Source organism: Litoribacillus peritrichatus (assembly GCF_039537985.1).
In the GTDB taxonomy this organism is placed as follows: Bacteria; Pseudomonadota; Gammaproteobacteria; order Pseudomonadales; family Litoribrevibacteraceae; genus Litoribacillus; species Litoribacillus peritrichatus.
In genome coordinates this window covers 1,618,713-1,637,810 of record NZ_BAABBN010000004.1, presented here as the reverse complement: position 1 = coordinate 1,637,810, position 19,098 = coordinate 1,618,713, and the positions used below count along the sequence as shown (strand labels likewise).

Annotated in this window: 13 protein-coding genes; 10 read left to right on the top strand and 3 right to left on the bottom strand. The window is 48.7% G+C overall.

Annotation, left to right across the window (positions count from 1 at the left end; all coding sequences use genetic code 11):
* The first annotated feature begins 41 nt into the window (after window positions 1–41).
* Window positions 42–8,498 (top strand): tandem-95 repeat protein, encoded by an 8,457-nt coding sequence (locus ABD744_RS08680; RefSeq protein ID WP_344797501.1) that lies wholly within the window; start codon window positions 42–44, stop codon window positions 8,496–8,498.
* A 49-nt stretch (window positions 8,499–8,547) separates the two neighbouring features.
* Here the strand turns inward: ABD744_RS08680 and ABD744_RS08675 are convergent, their stop codons facing one another.
* Entirely contained in the window at window positions 8,548–9,369 is an 822-nt protein-coding gene (locus ABD744_RS08675) for a hypothetical protein (RefSeq protein ID WP_344797499.1), read from the bottom strand.
* Window positions 9,370–9,638: 269 nt separating this feature from the next.
* Between ABD744_RS08675 and ABD744_RS08670 the strand changes: the two genes are divergently transcribed.
* The 5 genes from ABD744_RS08670 to ABD744_RS08650 all read left to right on the top strand — a co-directional run bounded on the left by ABD744_RS08670 (window position 9,639) and on the right by ABD744_RS08650 (window position 13,861).
* Window positions 9,639–10,145: a GNAT family N-acetyltransferase gene (locus tag ABD744_RS08670; protein WP_344797497.1), complete on the top strand. Its 507-nt coding sequence runs from the start codon at window positions 9,639–9,641 to the stop codon at window positions 10,143–10,145.
* Window positions 10,146–10,275: 130 nt separating this feature from the next.
* Entirely contained in the window at window positions 10,276–11,580 is a 1,305-nt protein-coding gene (locus ABD744_RS08665) for an SAM-dependent methyltransferase (RefSeq protein WP_344797495.1), read from the top strand.
* Window positions 11,573–12,550 (top strand): methionyl-tRNA formyltransferase, encoded by a 978-nt coding sequence (locus ABD744_RS08660; protein ID WP_344797493.1) that lies wholly within the window; start codon window positions 11,573–11,575, stop codon window positions 12,548–12,550. The genes ABD744_RS08665 and ABD744_RS08660 overlap by 8 nt, the downstream gene beginning before the upstream one ends.
* Window positions 12,551–12,579: 29 nt before the next feature.
* The gene (locus ABD744_RS08655; RefSeq protein ID WP_344797491.1) at window positions 12,580–13,176 is read left to right on the top strand and encodes a phage tail protein; all 597 of its coding nucleotides are present in this window, start codon (window positions 12,580–12,582) and stop codon (window positions 13,174–13,176) included.
* A gap of 73 nt (window positions 13,177–13,249) precedes the next feature.
* Window positions 13,250–13,861, top strand: coding sequence for a phage tail protein (locus tag ABD744_RS08650; RefSeq protein WP_344797489.1), 612 nt, complete (start codon window positions 13,250–13,252; stop codon window positions 13,859–13,861).
* Window positions 13,862–14,125: 264 nt separating this feature from the next.
* On the opposite strand, the gene ABD744_RS08645 is transcribed toward ABD744_RS08650, so the two are convergent.
* Entirely contained in the window at window positions 14,126–14,959 is an 834-nt protein-coding gene (locus ABD744_RS08645; protein WP_344797487.1) for a hypothetical protein, read from the bottom strand.
* A gap of 166 nt (window positions 14,960–15,125) precedes the next feature.
* Here ABD744_RS08645 and ABD744_RS08640 point away from each other — a divergent pair, with 166 nt between their 5' ends.
* Complete coding sequence (locus tag ABD744_RS08640; protein WP_344797485.1) at window positions 15,126–15,845, top strand: YebC/PmpR family DNA-binding transcriptional regulator; 720 nt, start codon at window positions 15,126–15,128, stop codon at window positions 15,843–15,845.
* 143 nt (window positions 15,846–15,988) lie between these two features.
* The gene (locus ABD744_RS08635) at window positions 15,989–16,297 is read left to right on the top strand and encodes a hypothetical protein (RefSeq protein WP_344797483.1); all 309 of its coding nucleotides are present in this window, start codon (window positions 15,989–15,991) and stop codon (window positions 16,295–16,297) included.
* Window positions 16,298–16,340: 43 nt separating this feature from the next.
* On the opposite strand, the gene ABD744_RS08630 is transcribed toward ABD744_RS08635, so the two are convergent.
* Window positions 16,341–16,883, bottom strand: coding sequence for a MarR family winged helix-turn-helix transcriptional regulator (locus ABD744_RS08630; RefSeq protein WP_344797481.1), 543 nt, complete (start codon window positions 16,881–16,883; stop codon window positions 16,341–16,343).
* A 313-nt stretch (window positions 16,884–17,196) separates the two neighbouring features.
* On the opposite strand from ABD744_RS08630, the gene ectA reads away from it, so the two are divergent.
* On the top strand, window positions 17,197–17,718 hold the full coding sequence (gene ectA / locus ABD744_RS08625) for a diaminobutyrate acetyltransferase (RefSeq protein WP_344797479.1): 522 nt from the start codon (window positions 17,197–17,199) through the stop codon (window positions 17,716–17,718).
* Window positions 17,719–17,751: 33 nt separating this feature from the next.
* The gene (gene ectB / locus ABD744_RS08620) at window positions 17,752–19,059 is read left to right on the top strand and encodes a diaminobutyrate--2-oxoglutarate transaminase (RefSeq protein ID WP_344797477.1); all 1,308 of its coding nucleotides are present in this window, start codon (window positions 17,752–17,754) and stop codon (window positions 19,057–19,059) included.
* Window positions 19,060–19,098: the final 39 nt, after the last annotated feature.

The window sequence follows — 19,098 nt, the reverse complement described above, 5'->3', positions numbered from 1 at the left end:
GCGAAGGCGGTGCCAGTTATGCCATCACCAGCACCTCAGACGTGGAAATCACCTCGGCCACCCAGTTCTCTGTCACCCTGACCGGGCAAGATCAAACCCATATTAATGGGTTGTTGAATAAAAACGGCACCAGTTCGGACGATGCAACCACGTTTAATTTAGCGGCGGCGGACAACTGGATGGCCGCCGCAGCCGCCAATGACGACATTGCGGATACCACAGGCAATGGCGTCACCGTAAGTAATGTCACCGCGCCTGCCGTTACTTCGGCCTCCTACGATGCCACCACCGGGGTGTTGGTGATGACCGGCACCCACTTCAGCAGCCTCTCTGGGGCGGCCAATGATGTAGACATATCGACCATGACGCTGACGGGTGAGGCTGGTAACACTTACACCCTCACCAGTGCAACGGATGTGGACATCAGTTCTGCCACCCAAGTGTCTGTCACCTTGGGCGGTGCAGACAAAACCCATGTGGATGGGTTACTGAATAAGAACGGCACCAGCTCCGACGATGCCACCACGTTCAACTTAGCCGTTGCCGATGACTGGATGGCGGCTGCAGCGTCCACCACCGACATCGCCGACGCGACCAATGGCGTAACCGTCTCGAACGTGACCGTACCGACCATTACCTCTGCCACTTACGATGGCACCTCCGGTACCTTAGTCGTCACGGGCACCAACTTACGTAACCTGAGCGGTGCGACCAACGACGTTGACCTCTCTAAACTGACGCTGTCGGGTCAGGGCGCAGGCACGTACACATTAACCAGTGATGCCGTTGAAATCACGGATGCCACCTCGTTCACGCAGGTGTTGAATGCAACGGACCAGTCAAACCTGGCCGTGTTACTGAATAAAAACGGCACCAGTGCGGTGGACAGTACCGTCTATAACTTGAGTGCAGCAGACAACTGGATGCCAGGGGCAGCGGCCACCACCGACCTTTCTGACACCACCGGCAATGGCATTACGGTTGCTAACGCCGCCAAGCCTACTGTGATTCTGAGCGCGAACACCAACACCGTTGCGGAAGCGGCGGGCACCTCCGTCATCAGAGCGACGCTTTCCGCTGCAAGCAGTGTGGATGTGGTCGTGAATCTGGCTTACTCAGGCACCGCGACTAACGTGGCGGATTACTCAACAACGGGCAACAGCATCACGATCTCCTCCGGTTCTTTGACCGGCAACGTGACCCTGCAAGCGGTTCAGGATGCGGCGGTCGAAAGCAATGAAACCATCATTGTGGACATCGACAGCATCACCGGTAATACCGCCACAGAAGCCACCACCCAACAACAAACCGTGACCATCACCGACGACGACACGGCCACCGTGACTCTATCCGCAAGCGCCAGCACCATCGCCGAAGCGGCGGGCACCAGCACCTTGACGGCGACACTGGATCAGGCCACCTTTGAAAATGTAACGGTCAGCTTGGGGTATTCCGGTACGGCCACCAATGGCACCGACTACGTCACACCAGCGGGCAGCATCACCATTGCCGCAGGTCAAACCACCGGCACCACCACGTTGACAGCAGCGGCTGACAGCGTCGTAGAAGCGGGTGAAACCATCATCGTTGATGTGACCAACGTCAGTGGCGGCAGTGCCAGCGAAAGTGGTATTCAACAACAAACCGTAACCATCACCGACGACGACACGGCGACGGTGACCTTAACAGCGAGTGCAAATACCATTGCAGAAGCGGCGGGCACCAGCACCCTGACGGCGACCTTGGATCAGGCCACCTTCGAAAACGTGACCGTCAGCTTGGGCTACTCCGGCACCGCCACCAGTGGCACTGACTACGTCACACCAGCAGGCAGCATCACCATTACTGCAGGCCAAACCACCGGCACCACCACGTTGACGGCCACCGCCGACAGCAATGTGGAAGCGGGCGAAACCATCATCGTCGATGTCACCAACGTCAGTGGCGGCTCGGCCAGTGAAAACGGTACCCAACAACAAACGGTGACTATCACCGACGACGACACAGCGACGGTGACCTTGTCTGCAAGCGCAGCCAGCATCGCCGAAGCGGCGGGCACCAGCACCCTGACGGCGACCTTGGACAGCGCCACCTTCGAAAACGTGACCGTCAGCCTCGGCTACTCCGGTACCGCCACCAGTGGCACCGACTACGTGACGCCGGCGGGCAGCATTACCATCACCGCAGGCCAGACCACCGGCACCGCAACATTGACGGCCACCGCCGACAGCAATGTGGAAGCGGGCGAAACCATCATTGTCGATGTCACCAACGTCAGTGGCGGCAGTGCCAGTGAAAGTGGTATTCAACAACAAACGGTAACCATCACCGACGACGACACCGCGACGGTAACTTTAACCGCAAGTGCAAATACCATCGCCGAAGCGGCGGGCACCAGCACTCTTACAGCGACCTTGGACAGCGCCACCTTCGAAAACGTGACGGTCAGCTTGGGGTATTCCGGCACCGCCACCAGTGGCACCGACTACGCTACGCCAGCAGGCAGCATCACCATACCCGCAGGCCAGACCACCGGCACCACCACCCTGACAGCAACGGCTGACAGCGTCGTGGAGGCGGGCGAAACCATCATTGTCGATGTCACCAACGTCAGTGGTGGCAGTGCCAGTGAAAGTGGTATTCAACAACAAACGGTAACCATCACCGACGACGACACCGCGACGGTAACTTTAACCGCAAGCGCAAATACCATTGCAGAAGCGGCGGGTTCCAGCGTTCTTACAGCGACCTTGGATCAAGCCACCTTTGAAAACGTGACCGTCAGTTTGGGCTACTCAGGTACGGCCACCAGTGGCACCGACTACGCTACGCCAGCCGGCAGCATCACCATTGCTGCAGGCCAAACCACCGGCACCACCACGTTGACGGCCACCGCCGACAGCAATGTGGAAGCGGGCGAAACCATCATCGTTGATGTCACCAACGTCAGTGGTGGCTCGGCCAGTGAAAACGGCACCCAACAACAAACGGTAACCATCACCGACGACGACACAGCGACGGTGACCTTGTCTGCGAGTGCAACCAGCATTGCAGAAGCGGCGGGCACCAGCACTCTTACAGCGACCTTGGATAGCGCCACCTTCGAAAACGTGACGGTCAGCTTGGGCTATTCCGGTACCGCCACCAGTGGCACCGACTACGTCACACCAGCAGGCAGCATCACCATTACTGCAGGTCAAACGACAGGAACTGCAATACTGACGGCGATTCAGGACTCGTCGGAAGAAAGTGATGAAACCATCATTGTCGATGTGGCGGGCGTCAGCGGCGGTTCTGCCAGCGAGAACGGTACCCAACAACAAACGGTGAGCATCACCAACGACGACACAGCGACGGTAACTTTAACCGCGAGCGCAAATACTATCGCCGAAGCGGCGGGTTCCAGCACCCTGACGGCGACCTTGGACAGCGCCACCTTCGAAAACGTGACGGTCAGCTTGGGCTACTCCGGTACGGCCACCAGTGGCACCGATTACGTCACACCAGCAGGCAGCATCACCATTACCGCTGGCCAAACCACCGGCACCACCACCCTGACAGCAACGGCTGACAGCAATGTGGAAGCGGGCGAAACCATCATCGTCGATGTCACCAACGTCAGTGGCGGCTCGGCCAGCGAAAGTGGTATTCAACAACAAACCGTGACCATCACCGACGACGACACGGCCACCGTGACTTTAACCGCAAGCGCAAATACCATTGCAGAAGCGGCGGGTTCCAGCGTTCTTACAGCGACGTTGGACAGCGCCACCTTCGAAAACGTGACCGTCAGCCTCGGCTACTCCGGTACGGCCACCAGTGGCACCGACTATGCGACGCCAGCCGGCAGCATCACCATTACCGCAGGTCAAACCACCGGCACCACCACGTTGACGGCCACCGACGACAGCAATGTGGAAGCGGGCGAAACCATCATCGTCGATGTCACCAACGTTAGCGGCGGCTCGGCCAGTGAAAGTGGTATTCAACAACAAACCGTAACCATCACCGACGACGACACGGCCACCGTGACTCTATCCGCAAGCGCATCCAGCATTGCAGAAGCGGCGGGCACCAGCACTCTGACGGCGACACTGGATCAGGCCACCTTCGAAAACGTGACCGTCAGCCTCGGTTACTCCGGTACCGCCACCAGTGGCACCGACTACGTTACGCCAGCAGGCAGTATCACCATTACTGCAGGCCAAACGACAGGAACTGCAATACTGACGGCGATTCAGGATACGTCGGAAGAAAGTGATGAAACCATCATTGTGGATGTCACGGGCGTCAGCGGCGGCAGTGCCAGTGAAAGCGGTACGCAGCAACAAACGGTGAGCATCACCAACGACGATAATGAAACCACCGCAGACACTGCGACGGTGGATGAAGACAGCAGCGTCCAGGTGGATGTACTGAGCAATGATGTGGGTAACGGATCGGCATTGAACCCGGCGAGCGTTGCTATCGTGGCGTCGGCCTCGAACGGTTCAACCAGCATCAATACGGCAAACGGTGTGATCACTTATACGCCAGCGGCTAACTTCAATGGTTCTGATGCGTTTTCTTACACGGTAAGCGATGTTCAGGGGAATGCGTCCGCCAGTACGGCGGTTAACGTAACGGTCACGGCCGTCAATGACTCGCCAGTCGCGGTGGCTGATACTGCTTCGGTCGCTGAAGACGGTTCGGTCAATATAGATGTTCTGTCGAATGATACTGATGTGGATGGTGCTAATGAAGTCAACAGTGCCAGCTTGGCCATTTCAGCGCAACCAGCAAACGGCAGTGTGGTGGTTGCAAACAGTCAAGTGACTTACACGCCGTCATCAAATTATTTTGGCAGTGATACCTTTGAATACACCGTCAGTGATAACAGTGGCGCGGTTTCGAATGCTGCGACCGTGACCGTGAATGTCTCGGGCTCTAATGACGCACCGACCGTTGTGGATGACACGGTTCAAACGGAAGAAGATACCGCTGTTTCAATTGCGGTATTGAGCAATGATTCGGACGTGGACGGCACCCTTGATGTGTCCACCATTACCGCTGTGGTTGGTCCGACCAATGGCTCGGTTACGGCGCTGAGTGATGGTTCATTCTCTTATACGCCAGTCGCCGACTTTAATGGCTCCGATTCCTTTACTTATACCGTGAAGGACGACCAGGATGCGGTCTCTTCACAAGCCACGGTGACTATTACGGTGAACAGCGTCAATGATGCGCCGGTCGCTGCCAATGATGTTGCGGTGTTATTGGAGGATTCCAGTCTGGACATCAACGTGGCAGGTAATGACTCCGATGTGGATGGCACATTAAACCTTTCATCTTTGAATGTTGCCGCGCAGCCAGCGCAAGGTGCGGTGACCTTGGTGAATAACATGTTCCGTTATACGCCGAATCAGAACTTTGATGGCTCAGATAGCTTTACCTACACCATTAATGACTCCGATGGCAGCACATCAAACATTGCGACGGTCGCCATTACGGTTCAACCCGTCAACGATGCGCCATTGGCGAATGATGATACCGTCACAACGGATGAAGATACGCCGATCGATATCGCCATTCTTGCGAATGACCAGGACATTGACGGAACGTTGGATGCAACCAGTATTGTCATTGGCCAGCCTGCTAACGGCAGTGTTGAGGTGAACAATGGCGTGGCTACTTATACGCCGGCAGATAACTTTAATGGTTCGGATCAATTTACGTACACCGTCAACGATGACTCGGCTGAGGCCTCCAACAGTGCGACGGTGATGGTGACGGTGACCAGTGTCAATGATCTGCCTGTGATCAGCGGTTCGCCAGCAAGCAGTGTGCTTGAGGGTGCAGCGTATGCCTTCACGCCAACGCTGTCCGACATCGAAGGCGATACCTTATCGGTGTCTGCTTCCAATCTTCCGGGCTGGCTGACTTTGAACTCAGAGACGGGCGAGCTGTCCGGTGCTCCGGTGGTCGGTGATGCCGGTGTGTACGATAACATCGTACTTCAGGTCAGTGATGGCCAGGGCACAACCAACTTCACCGCGTTTGCGATTGAAGTGATCGGTGATAACGATACCGATGGCCTGGCAAACTCCGAAGACCTGGACGATGACAACGATGGCATGTCGGATGAATTTGAAATCGCCAATGGCTTCAATGTGTTCGACCCGTCGGATGCAACACAAGATGCGGATAACGATGGTCTCTCGAATCTGAATGAGCAAAACGCAGGCAGTAACCCGCTGGCCGATGATCAGGCACCGGAAATCACCGGTGTTGAAACCTTGAACATTAATGCAACGGGTCTGTTGACACCGGTGACCGGGTTGGTGACCCCAACGTCCGTTGATGCTTTAGACGGCGAGGTCAGTGTGAGTTTGGTGGGCGGTGCGCCAGCCAACTTAGCGCCAGGTTCGCATCAGGTGACTTGGTTTGCGGTGGACGCGGCCGGTAACAGAGCGGAGCAGGTGCAGCAAATTCATGTGCACCCTCTGATCTCTCTGGGTAAAGATCAGGTGGTCGGTGAAGGCGTGAACGGCAGAGTGCGGGTGTTGCTCAATGGTTTGGCACCGAGCTATCCGTTGACGGTGGCCTACGAGGTGGGCGGTTCTGCGGATAACACGGATCATAACTTACAGTCCGGTGAGGTCGTGTTTGAACAAGGTGAGTTGACGAAGAACATTCCGTTTGCAACGACAGAAGATGACAACGTTGAAGTGACTGAACACATCCTTGTCTCTTTGACCGGTGACGCAAACTTTGGTGCCAAGAAGACACACACCATCACGGTGGTGGAAGAAAATGTGGCGCCGCAGGTTGAGCTTGCTATTACCCAGGGTGGGGTGGCGCAACTCATTGTGGAGCAGTCTTCCGGGGCAGTGAACTTCTCTGTTCAAATCAACGACCCGAATCCGAATGATCAACATACCGTTGAATGGTTGTTTACGGGCGGTGTGACCACCGATGAAGTGAGCGATACCCAGCGACAACTGAACCCAGCGGATGTTGAACCGGGCGTTTACCGAGCGACAGTGACCGTCACTGATAATGGATTACCACCCATCAGTAACGAACTGTCTATTTCCTATCGGGTGGTGACAAGTTTACCTGCCCTGAGTACAACCCAAGACTCCGATGGTGATGGCATCAGTGACAGTGACGAAGGCTGGTTGGATGATGATCAGGATGGACAGCCCAATTATCTTGACGTCTCATCACAGTCAAATGTACTGAATGAAGTGGCGGAAGATGGATTTACCTTCCTGATAGAAACCGAACCCGGATTGAAAATGGTGTTGGGTGAACGCGCCCTGTCTAATGACGGCCGAGGCGCCAAGGTTGAACCGGAGACTTTGTCTGGTGCGCTCCAGATCCCTGAAGATGAAGTGGAAAATATCAGTGGTTACTTTGACTTTGTGGTGAACGACCTTCCGGTCATTGGTCAAAGCGTCAATATTGTCATTCCTCAACGGATGGCCATTGCTGAAAATGTGGTGTACCGCAAGTTTGATGGCGTTTGGTTCACGTTTGTGGAAGACGCGAATAACTCGCTTATGTCCGCACCGGGTGAGCAAGGCACGTGTCCGCCGCCGCAGTCGGACCTCTATCGTCCTGGGCTGAACGCCGGAGACTGGTGTGTTCAGTTGATCATTGAAGACGGTGGCCCTAATGACGCGGATGGCATGGCAAACGGCAGTGTCATTGATCCGGGTGGAGTTGGCAGTCTCATTAATACGTCGGTGAAAAGCTCCGGCAGTGGAGGAGGAAGTTTTGGATTGGGATGGATCGTTATGATGATAAGTATGATGATGGCTAAATATGCACGTCAAATCACGCTCGTGGGACGTAGGGTTGCAATGTTATTTCCGGTATTGCTGTTGTGTCCGGTATTAGTGTTATTACCGTTGCATAGTCAGGCGCAGGACTGGACGTCTGCCCAACAAACATTGAAAGATCGAAGCTACTTTGAAGTGAGTATGTACCGGGTCACTTCGTCTCAGGGGGAACAAGACTTTCGGGACGGCCTGGCGTCAGACGGTTTTGCGGTGAATGTGGAAGAATACGACGTCGACCGATCCGGCTATCAGTTTGTCTTGGGCTATCGATATCTGGATTGGTCTTTTTTGGAAGTAGGTTACCTGGATTTAGGCAGCGTGGATGTGAATTTCTCAACGTTGGCGGCCAGTGCGTCGGATCTTGAAAAATCGCTGAACAAGCATTATCCGGTGACAGGACAAGGCCTGACGTTAGGCAATCGTTTTCAGGCGGAACCCGCTCCGGGAATAACTGTGTTTGGTGAAGCCGGTTTGTTTTTTTGGAAACAAGACATTGATATCAGTGGTGCCAATATTGAAGGCGATGATGACAACGAGACCGATGTGTTTGTGGGGTTTGGCGCCGGTTATCAGCTGGATGAGCACCTGAGTCTCAACCTGAAGCTTCGTCGTATTTTGGTTGAGAACCAGGATGTAGACCTCCTGGGTGTGGGTCTTGGAGTTCGTTTTTGATGGTGCCATCCCGAGCCTCAGTCTGAAGCTCGGAGGTGGTGATTATTCGCTAGCTAGCGTAGCCATATATAAACAGATGGTCATTATTGGCAACGGTAACCCACTCTCCGTTGTAACCAGCGACGTCAATGCCCGAAGGGTAGAAGTAACTGGTATCTTTAAAAGCCAGATTATCGCTGAAGGTTAGAGGAATGGACTCCCAAAGGTTCTTCCTCCCGTTATAGCGTAAGAGGGTGTCTTGATTCGTCAGTAAGAAATTGACAAGCTCTGAGCCTGTGCCTCCCAAGCGAATCCGAGATGCGGCCTCAAGTTCGAGTTTTCTTCCGGTTTCGATGGTGATGGCATTTTTGTCATCATCAAAGCGAAGGTAGTCACCGTTTCGGCGCAAGCAACGTATTGACTGAAAGTGCTCACAGGTGCATTCGATATCTTGTACATTGTCTACGACAATCCCCGTGTCTTCCCAAACTCTGTCCTCTATGTTCAGTTGATAGATGTGATTGTCTGCCGCATGAACAAATGCATGTTCGTAGTCTTGTTTACTCAGGGCAATCTGGTCAATCGATTCGAGATTGTAGTTTCGGTTTTCCCAGCGTTGTTCTTCATCCAGCCAGCAGTACAAACGTCCACCCTTAAGCACCCAAACCCGTTCACTGAATTCACCCTGAATATCATCCACTTTACCAGGCTCAAACAGCGGAATGTGCTGCCACTGATTCTCAGCGACATCAAAACGGTACATCTGCTCAGGAACTGTTTCGTCCTTGATAATATAAACCACGGGGGAATAGCCATTTATCTTTACTGTTGTGGCATTAATAGAATAACTCTGATTTTGGCTTGGAAGTTCTGCGATTTGAGTGAAGCTCATGGTATCTCCTTATGTGTTTTCCTTTTTACTTGGGCTCGCTCGTAACTTTCAAAATAAAGTAATAGTCGCAATAGCAATATTTGTCACTTTTTAAGTGTCGAAGGTTATTTATTTATAAATTCTGTTTTCAGTGTGGAAGGTATTCAATTGTCTGCTACCTTAAAAATAAACTTGTGGAAGATTGAAGAGGTTAATCAAACGTTGTTTGAAACAGAAACGCTTCTGAAAAAGAAGCTCTCTGAATATTAGGATGGAAAGGATGACCAAAAATGGAAAGGAATACTTCCAGTGAAATTGATCTTGAATCACTCAGCCAACGCCTGATCACGGAAGAGGATATCCCTTTTTTAAGGGATTTATATTGTACATCCAGGGACTACGAAGTTTTGAATTGCGGGTGGCCCGAGCATCAATTGATTCCTTTTCTTCAACAACAGTTTAGCTTACAACATAAGTATTATTTTGAGGTATATGGCCCAGAGGCTTTTAACGTTATAGAGTACTTTGGCGAGGCTGTTGGTCGTCTATATTGCGAGCAGTCTGATAAAGACATTCGACTGATAGATATTACATTGGTGCGAGAATTAAGAAACAGTGGTGTTGGTAGCTATTTAATCAAACGCTTAATGCAGCGAGCTGATGACATATTGGCGAAAGTATTATTACATGTACTGCCTGAAAATCCAGCATTGAACCTCTATTTAAAATTGGGGTTTGAACAAATAGGGCGAAATGGAAGCCACCTTTATATGGAGTATGACCCAAACAATTCATAACACAGAGTCTCATTCTTTGGGTTATTTGAGAATTGAATTTACAGAACAACAGAGAACAAACTAATTGAATCAGTGGCAGCGTATTAATGCTGGCTTAGACCGAAAAAAGAACTATCACGGATGAAACGGAATGGATAAATATAAAACGGAAACGCTCTTAGCGGATGCACTCGCTGACAGTACGTCTCCTGCTATATGCACAACAGAAAGTGCAGCGATTACTTCATCACTAAATGAATTGTTGCGCCGACAATTAAGCCAGAACATGCCTGTTCCCCCGGAGCCAAAACCCGACACTGAGCAGGTGGGGCTTTCAGAAAGTCTGATAGCCGCTGTTGAAGAAATTCTGAGCCCAAATACCTTAGATAGAAGTACATTAGACTTGAAGCTGGAGTCGTTATTTGACCAGCTGCATGAACTCTATGTAAGCGCTGATATCGATCCTGCTGCTCGTAAACGGCAATTCATTGGCAAAAATGGTTTGGTCATGTCTCCTGACCATTGTGTTACGACACAAAAGGACAGTTTGCGAGTGCGTGCATATATGCGGGCTGTTAATCGGGCCATCGTAAATTCGGTTCACCAAAATGACGGCCCACTGCACATCGCCTATCCTGCCTGTGGCCCTTTTGCTCCATTGTTGTTACCGCTCATTGCGTATTATCAGGAATGTGGATTGTATGATGAAAATGATCTGCGTATTACTTTGATCGATATGCAGCAGGGCGCAGTAGCCAGCTTGCAGATGCTCGTTCAGAAAATGAAAATATCAGGATTTATTGATGAAGTTCTCTGCCTGGATGCTTGCGATTACCATCCCTCAAAGCCGTTCAATATTGTGGTATTGGAGGCCATGCAACATGGCTTCAGTCGTGAAGGTCATTTGGCTATTGCCCGTCATTTTGCTGGATTGATGCAACCTAACGGAATTTATATTCCACAGCAAATCAGCCTGAGCGCTGTGATCAATACTGGACAGCGGGAGTATGTGGAACAATGGCAAAACAGGAAAACTGCCGTATGTGAAGCGAATATGCTCAAGGACGTGATTAACGAAAGAGTGGAGCTGGGTGAAATTTTGCGTCTGACGCCAGCCAGCTTACGTGATTTGCCAGAGCATAAGCTGGATGAACATTTCACGTTGATAGAATGTGGTGAAGTTGTTATTCCGGCACTGAAAGAGCAAGAAGGAGAGCCTCTGCTACTCATTTGTACAAGGATTCATCCCGATGAACAGGAGTTAATCGGTGAGTATGATTCGGGAATCACCCATCCGTTGGCAGATTTACAGGTGTTTATTAATTTTGAACCGAGTGAATCTAAACCCGGTGACTTAGTTGTAAGAAGCGGCGATAAGTTGAAGTTCTATTATCGTTTGAATGGACTACCTGGCTTTTTAGCTACGCTTGCCAACGGGAATGCGAACAATGGATAAAACGAACCACCTTCGCAATTTGCCTCTTAAAGTGGTGGTTTTTGCTACGAATACGGTGGCGATTCCCACGATAAATCAGTTAGCACAACAAGGCCGGTTGGCTGGAGTAATTATTACCGGACAACTTGATCCTGCACAGTATCAGTTGGAGAGCTGGCTTCATCATAACGGCTTAACCTATGTCAAATATGACTCCGCTGAAACAGTAGAGATCCCAACGCAGTTACAACGCTGGGAAGCAGATTTAGGCCTGGCCTTTAGTTTTCCACTTTCTTTCGACGCTTCTTTGCTTGATCAGCTCCATTTGGGTGCTTTTCATGTTCATGTGGCCCCGCTTCCTAAATACAAAGGTCCACAACCGCTTTATTGGCAGATTCGAAATGGTGAGGTTGAAACCACACTTGCCATACAAAAAGTAGAGGCTGTCAGTGATGAGGATGAGGGCGGCATTGCAATGCAGCAATCCTTAACAATCGACCCTTTGGATACCTACCAGAGCTTGGAAAACCGTGTGGCACAGCAGCTGCCATTGTTTATCGGGCAGTTTATTGAACACCTGCAGGAAGTCCAGGGAGCGCTTGAGTTTAATTCTCTGAGTGGAGAATCCTCGTCAGCCCCTTTACCAGAACAAACAGATCTTTATGTTGATTGGTCGAGCATGAACAGCCAACAAATAGCGAACATGGCGCGTGCAGGTAATGCTCAATTCGGTGGATGCGTGCTGTTATTGGGACAAACACCCATTAATTTATTACAAGCCACGCCAGTGGTGCATCCGACTTATGGCGTGAACCCCGGCACTATCTGCCATATTGGTGAACCTGAAGGCGTGATAGTGGCTACCCATCAAGGTGCTGTAAAGTTGGATGTGTTGTCGGGTGCCGATGGTGTTTTCAGCGGACTAAGTTTTGCGGAACGATTTCAAATTAACGCTGGAATGGAATTTAGTACGGTTTCTGGCCGTCCTTAACTTGAAATATTATTACAAAGGAGTGAGTTATGTCAGAACCTTTTCTTGGCCAGGTCGGTCTTAAAGGCTTTGGTTTTGCGCAGGAAAATTGGGCTCTGTGCGAAGGACAGCTATTATCCATCAGTAGTAATCAGGCTCTTTTTTCTTTGATTGGTACCTTCTATGGTGGTGATGGTCGAACAACCTTTGCTTTACCCGATTTGCGCGGAAAAATGGCACTCTCTCAAGGTCGGTTTCCTGGCAGTCAATTTGATTGGAAAGTGGGAAACACCAAAGGTAGCGAAACGCACACTATGAAGCTAGCTGAGCTGGGGTGGCATGCTCACTTGGCTAGTTACAGCGCCTCCGGAGGTCCGGTTAAATGGGAGGTATCCACTTCGGCTGCAACTGAGAATGTTCCTGGTGAAGGTAGCTATCTTGCGGGCAACCCGGAGAAAGCTATTTTTCAGACAGGAAGTGCAACTGATGCGGTTTCTTTGGGCGGTGTCAGTGGCGGATCGGGTGCCACAAAAGGCAATGTCACTGTCGGTTCTTCAGGAAATAGTCAGCCATTTAACATTTTACAGACGACACTGATAATGAACTACAGCATTGCGTTGAAGGGACTATTTCCTTCTCGTAACTAGTTTATTTAGTGTCTACATAAACCTAAATTTTTAGTAAATTTTGATGCAATAAATTGATGTTAAGGAGAACGTTATGGCAGATCCTTTTATGGGTGAAGTAGGGTTGTTCAGTTTTAATTTTAATCCAAGAGGTTGGTTTCTATGTAATGGCTCTTTGCTTAGTATCGCTAGCTATTCTACTTTATTCTCTTTATTGGGCACTATGTATGGTGGTGACGGTAGAACAACCTTTGCTCTACCCGATTTGCGCGGAAGGGCCGCAATGAGTAAAGGTCGGCATCCCGGTAGTGCGTTTGATTGGAGGATGGGGACACGAGCCGGGGCAGAATCACACACGCTTACAGTTCTTGAACTGGCCGCCCACAGTCACACAGCAACGTTCACGGCGACCAGTGGGGGCTCTGCAGCCGTAGTTTATGCTTCTACGGACACAGCAAACGAAAATATACCTGCTACAGGAAGTTATTTGGCTGTAAATAAAAATGGCAGACTACCAGGAATTGACCTTTATCGTCCGGACGCAGGTACAGGTACCGTTGAACTTGGTGGCGTATCCGGCGGTGGAGGCAACGGTGTTGTAACGGTTAACAATAATGGAGGATCGGAAGCTTTTTCGATCATACAGCCAGTACTGGCAATGAATTACAGTATGGCGTATGTTGGCGTTTATCCACCTCGAAGCTAATTAACAGATTTACAAGCATGAATTGAGGTCATCAATGATGAGGATTGTCATTGCAGTGTAATACGTCATAACCTTTCGTTCGGCGAAAGCCTTTAGGCAATACATGCAGGAAGACGCGTCACACTCAGATTCAGTGGTGGTCGCCCATTGTTTTTGTATGGAATAGGCCGGAGGAGCAACGAGTAACGAAGCAATTTATTATATTTGTGACGCAGAAGTCAGCAGCAGGCATAGTTCGTGTGACTGCAGTCTATGTAAGTCGCGCTATGTATTGGTGGGTTCCAGCGGTTCGTCTGCTAACGTCTTGAAATAGTTTATTATTCCTAAGTGATAGGCTTTGCTGTAGTTTTTTATATAATCCTTTTCGGCCTCTTGATTTGAGGCGTTGATTTCTTCAATGGACAAAGATTCCATACTCAGGTATTTGACAAACTGGGCGTATTTGCAGTTTTCTTGTGCTTTTTCTTTATCTTGCAAGTATTTCTGGAAATTATTTTTAAACATTTCAGCGGGTTGCTTAAACCGAGGGTAGGCTTTTCCGGCTTCCAGATTATATAGCCAAAAGAAATGCAGCATAACGATTTGGCTGGATTCGAATTTTTTTTGATCTGGAGCGTCGCAACTTTTGTTTTCGTTGATGATTTGAAAGAGCTCCGGTTTTGGTTCAAACAACCCCAGGCCGTATTTTGCCTGGATTTTCTTGGTGACTTTATATCCTTCGTCGGTGGCCATATACAGCTGTTTTTTCAAGAGCTTGCGGTAAGCCAGTGTTTTTCCGTACTCAATCAGTTTATCTGCATCTTCTGGTTCAATATGATTGCTGATGGAGTCAAATATGTGAATATACAGCTCGTCTGGGTTTATTTTATTCAGAAGGTCTTTTCGAGCTTTACGCATTTTGCGGGTGGGGGCAAACATGGCGTAGCGATCAAGTGCTTGGTTTTGCAGTAGCTTGGTTGCTAGCACCTGATAATTTAGATAAATGCTGGCAGAGAGTTCTTCTGCTTTTTCTTTGGATAATTGAGCGTTTGCGATCGGTGATGTGTAAAAGGCAATGGCAGTTATCGTACTGATGATGACGCGTAGAATAGGGGTCATTAAAATCAAAGTCCTTTTTGATGAAATTTTGCGCGGCATTATTGCATTTTGTGTGTTGAATGTCAGTGTCGAAAGGTATGGTGAAAATAAATTCTGGAAACTTAGACTTAACACGGATTAAAATAGACGCTTTTTAAATCACCAAGTTTAGATAAGAGTAGAACCGATGGGCAGAGCGTTTCAAAACCGAAAAGAGTCAATGGCTAAAACAGCCGGCATGAAAACCAAGCTGTATTCTAAGTACGGTAAGGAAATATACGTTTGTGCTAAGAACGGTGGTATTGATCCGGATGGTAACCTTTCTCTGCGCCGGATGATTGATAAGGCAAAGAAAGATCAGGTGCCTGGACACGTTATTGAAAAGGCGATTGAGAAAGCAAAAGGCGGTGCAGGTGAAGATTACGTTGTTGCCCGTTATGAAGGTTTTGGCCCTGGCAATACCATGGTGATTGTTGATTGTTTAACAGATAACAATAATCGTACTTTTGGTGATGTTCGTACTTGTTTTAACAAGGCGAAAGCGAAGATTGGTGCTCAAGGTGCGGTTTCTCACTTGTTTGATCATTTGGCCGTATTTGCTTTTAAGGGCTCGGATGAAGATGCGGTGCTTGAGGCATTGATGATGGAAGACATCGATGTAACAGAGATCGAAAGTGAAGACGGCATGATTACTGTTATGGTTCCGCCGAATGAACATCATCAAACGAAAGTTGCGCTTGAGGCTGCGTTTGAAGGTATTGACTTCGAAATGGACGAAATTACTTTTCTTCCGCAGGTGACAGCAGAGATTTCTGGTGAAGATCGCGAAGTGTTTGATAAATTCGTTGATTTGTTGAACGACTGTGAAGACGTTCAGAATGTTTATCATAATGCCGAATTTGTTTAATTAAATCGGCGTTATGCTAAAAAAGCACAGCTTAGGCTGTGCTTTTTTGTGCCTGGTTCAAAATTCTTAAGACTATTTTTGATCTGTTTGCTGTGCAGTTCTATAGTCTTACGCTGTAATTCTCAAATTTTTAAGGAATGATAATGTTAAGTTTAAAAGGGGTTGTGTTAGGTGTTGCTTTGGCTGTTTCAGGTGCGGCTACAGCGGGAGAATCTTACGTGTGTATTAATGGCGCGGATGAGCGGAAAATCAGCGTTGTTTATACTGAGCCTGGTTCACCGGTTCCGTGTGAAGTGGTTTATGAGAAGTCTTCAGGTATGACTACTTTATGGAATGCTCAGTCGGAAGAGGGCTATTGCGAAGAGAAAGCGAAAGCGTTCGCAGAAAAGCAGGCAACCTGGGGTTATGAGTGTACTTCAGTGGTCGATACTACGATCGGCAGCGCTAATTAACTTGATTAACTTGCGCCTTTATTCCTAAAGGCGCATTACTTTTTTATTTGTTCTTGTATACCTGGTTTTCTTCCGAGGTATTCGTTTGTCTGTCCAAAATGCCTACATCCAATACGGGTGATGCATCAATGTGCTGAGCATCCATCATTTGAGCTACACGCTGCAGAGATGCAATGATCATGGTTTGTTCCCAGTCCTGAAGGTCGTTGAACTGTCGGGTGAATTGATCCTGGAGCGGCGTTGGTGCGTCTCTGAGTGTTTCTGTTCCGGATTCTGTCAGGAATGCATGGACTTTTCTTTTATCTGTGGACGAGCGCTCGCGGTAGATTAAGTCGCGCTTTTCCAGTCGGTCTAAAATGGTGGTTACCGTTGCCTGGCTCAGACTGACTTCTGCAGCCAATTCACCAATAGTCACTTGACCTTTATCTCTTATCGACTGTAATAAAAGTATTTGAGGAGCGGTAAGGCCTGTGGTCTTGGATAGGTACTTTGAGTGTAAGTCAGTTGCTCGAATGACCCGACGTAAAGCAACTAATACTTCATCTGCGTTGTTCAATATTTCTCTCTCAAAAATTGGTGGTTGCATCTGTAGTTCGTTTCCATCTTAGCATCATTAATTGTTAATCAAAAAGCCAGTAATGAATTCGGCGGATATGGTGGAGTATGTCGCTTTTCCGGTTGTTTATTGGCTTATAGGGGCTGTGCTTGAACTAAAACTACTTGAGTGATGTTAATTTATTTTGATGTCAAAGTTTATAGTTCTAAGTATTTTTTGCATGGTTGCGGGGTAATTTCCTGAAAATATTCATTTATTGCCCAGAATTTGTGCGTTTTTATCTTTAAATAATAATTTATGCTGTTAAAATGTTTAGGTGTCTAAATATTTGAAGTGTAAATAAATGAATGTTGATAAGGTAATTCTTAAGGAACCACAAGCCGGTCTGGGCTCTTTGGTTCATCGTCTCATCAGTCGATGCCCTCCGCTCGATGCCAATTCAATGTATTGCAATCTTCTGCAAACACATCATTTTTCAAAAACTTCGGTTGCTGCGCTTTATCAGTCACAACTGGTTGGTTTTGTGTCGGGTTATGTAATACCAGAGCGTCCGGATACGTTGTTTATTTGGCAGGTTGCAGTTGATGATCAGGCAAGAGGAAAGGGGTTGGCGCGGAAAATGATCGCTGAGATTTTACAGCGGCCCGGATGCCATCACGTGAACTATCTGGAAACGTCGATCACTGCGTCTAATGTTGGATCTTGGTCGCTGTTCCAAAGCTTAGCGAACAAACTTGAGGCGGAGTTGGATAAGTCAGTTTTATTTGATCGAGATCGTCATCTTGATGATCTGCATGACACTGAATATTTGGTGCGGATTGGCCCGTTTGATCAATTTAAAGTCGCTTCACTCATCAACCAATAATTATTGCACATAAAAAATCACAGGAATTTAACAATGAAAATTTTCGACGAGATTGAATCAGAAGTACAAAGTTATGCGCGTTCGTTCCCGCGAGTATTCAACCGGGCAAAAGGTGAGTTTTTGTATGATGAAGACGGCACCGAGTATCTCGACTTCTTGGCGGGTGCGGGTACGTTGAATTATGGTCACAATAATGACCGACTCAAGAAGCCTCTCTTGGAATATATTGCGAATGACGGCATCAGTCATGGACTTGATTTACATACCAAAGCAAAAGGTGAGTTTCTTGAGGCGTTCGATGAGAAAATCCTCAGGCCTCGCGGTTTGGAATACGTTATGCAGTTTACCGGGCCGACGGGAACTAACTCGGTTGAAGCGGCTATGAAACTGGCTCGTAATATCACCGGTCGTGAGAATATTATTTCGTTCACGAATGGTTTTCATGGTGTGAGTCTTGGCTCACTGGCGGCAACAGGTAATTCTCACCATAGAGGCGCAGCGGGCGTGAGTTTGAATGGTTCCAGCCGAATGCCGTTTGATGGTTATCTGGGGACTGAAATTGATACCACAGAATACCTAGACAAGGTCTTGTCTGATTCAAGCAGTGGTATTGATACGCCAGCAGCGGTGATTGTGGAAACCGTGCAGGGTGAAGGTGGTATCAATGCAGCTTCGTTTGATTGGTTAAGAAATCTCGACGTGATTTGTAAAAAGCATGGCGTATTGTTGATTGTTGATGATATTCAGGCAGGGTGTGGCCGGACAGGCGCTTTCTTTAGTTTTGAGGAGGTGGGTATTTATCCGGATATCGTAACCTTATCTAAGTCTCTAAGTGGTTACGGTTTGCCTTTTGCGGTTGTGTTGTTTAAGCCGGAGCACGATTTATGGCGGCCAGGTGAGCATAATGGCACTTTCCGTGGTAATAACCTCGCGTTTGTAACCGCTAAAGCGACTATTGATGAATACTGGTCAGACGACAAGTTCGCAGAGTCTGTGAAAGAAAAGGGTCGCTATATCTCGCAGCGCCTGGAATCAATTGTCAGTGAATACGGCGAAGGAAACTTTACCACCAGGGGTCGTGGTATGTTTCAGGGCATCAACTGCATCAGTGGTGAATTTGCCGAGAAAGTAACTAAGAAGTGTTTTCAGCAGAATCTTATCATTGAAACCAGTGGTTGTGATGATCAGGTGATTAAATTCTTGTGTCCATTGACGATTTCAAACGCCAGTTTAGCGAAGGGCCTGGATATTGTTGAGAAGGCGATCAAAGAGGTTTGTCAGGGTGAAGATGAGATGCCTGAAGAAAATGACTACTTTGAAGATCTTCGTTTAATCAGTTAATGGGTGTTTTAAATCTTCTTTACTTAATCAACTCGCTGG

Coding starts and splice junctions, on each gene's coding strand:
- ABD744_RS08645 (WP_344797487.1), bottom strand. CDS start 14,959: ATGACCCCTATTCTACGCGTCATCATCAGTACGATAACTGCCATTGCC.
- ABD744_RS08640 (WP_344797485.1), top strand. CDS start 15,126: ATGGGCAGAGCGTTTCAAAACCGAAAAGAGTCAATGGCTAAAACAGCC.
- ABD744_RS08635 (WP_344797483.1), top strand. CDS start 15,989: ATGTTAAGTTTAAAAGGGGTTGTGTTAGGTGTTGCTTTGGCTGTTTCA.
- ABD744_RS08665 (WP_344797495.1), top strand. CDS start 10,276: ATGGATAAATATAAAACGGAAACGCTCTTAGCGGATGCACTCGCTGAC.
- ABD744_RS08675 (WP_344797499.1), bottom strand. CDS start 9,369: ATGAGCTTCACTCAAATCGCAGAACTTCCAAGCCAAAATCAGAGTTAT.
- ABD744_RS08670 (WP_344797497.1), top strand. CDS start 9,639: ATGGAAAGGAATACTTCCAGTGAAATTGATCTTGAATCACTCAGCCAA.
- ABD744_RS08650 (WP_344797489.1), top strand. CDS start 13,250: ATGGCAGATCCTTTTATGGGTGAAGTAGGGTTGTTCAGTTTTAATTTT.
- ABD744_RS08655 (WP_344797491.1), top strand. CDS start 12,580: ATGTCAGAACCTTTTCTTGGCCAGGTCGGTCTTAAAGGCTTTGGTTTT.
- ABD744_RS08660 (WP_344797493.1), top strand. CDS start 11,573: ATGGATAAAACGAACCACCTTCGCAATTTGCCTCTTAAAGTGGTGGTT.
- ectA (WP_344797479.1), top strand. CDS start 17,197: ATGAATGTTGATAAGGTAATTCTTAAGGAACCACAAGCCGGTCTGGGC.
- ABD744_RS08630 (WP_344797481.1), bottom strand. CDS start 16,883: ATGCAACCACCAATTTTTGAGAGAGAAATATTGAACAACGCAGATGAA.
- ectB (WP_344797477.1), top strand. CDS start 17,752: ATGAAAATTTTCGACGAGATTGAATCAGAAGTACAAAGTTATGCGCGT.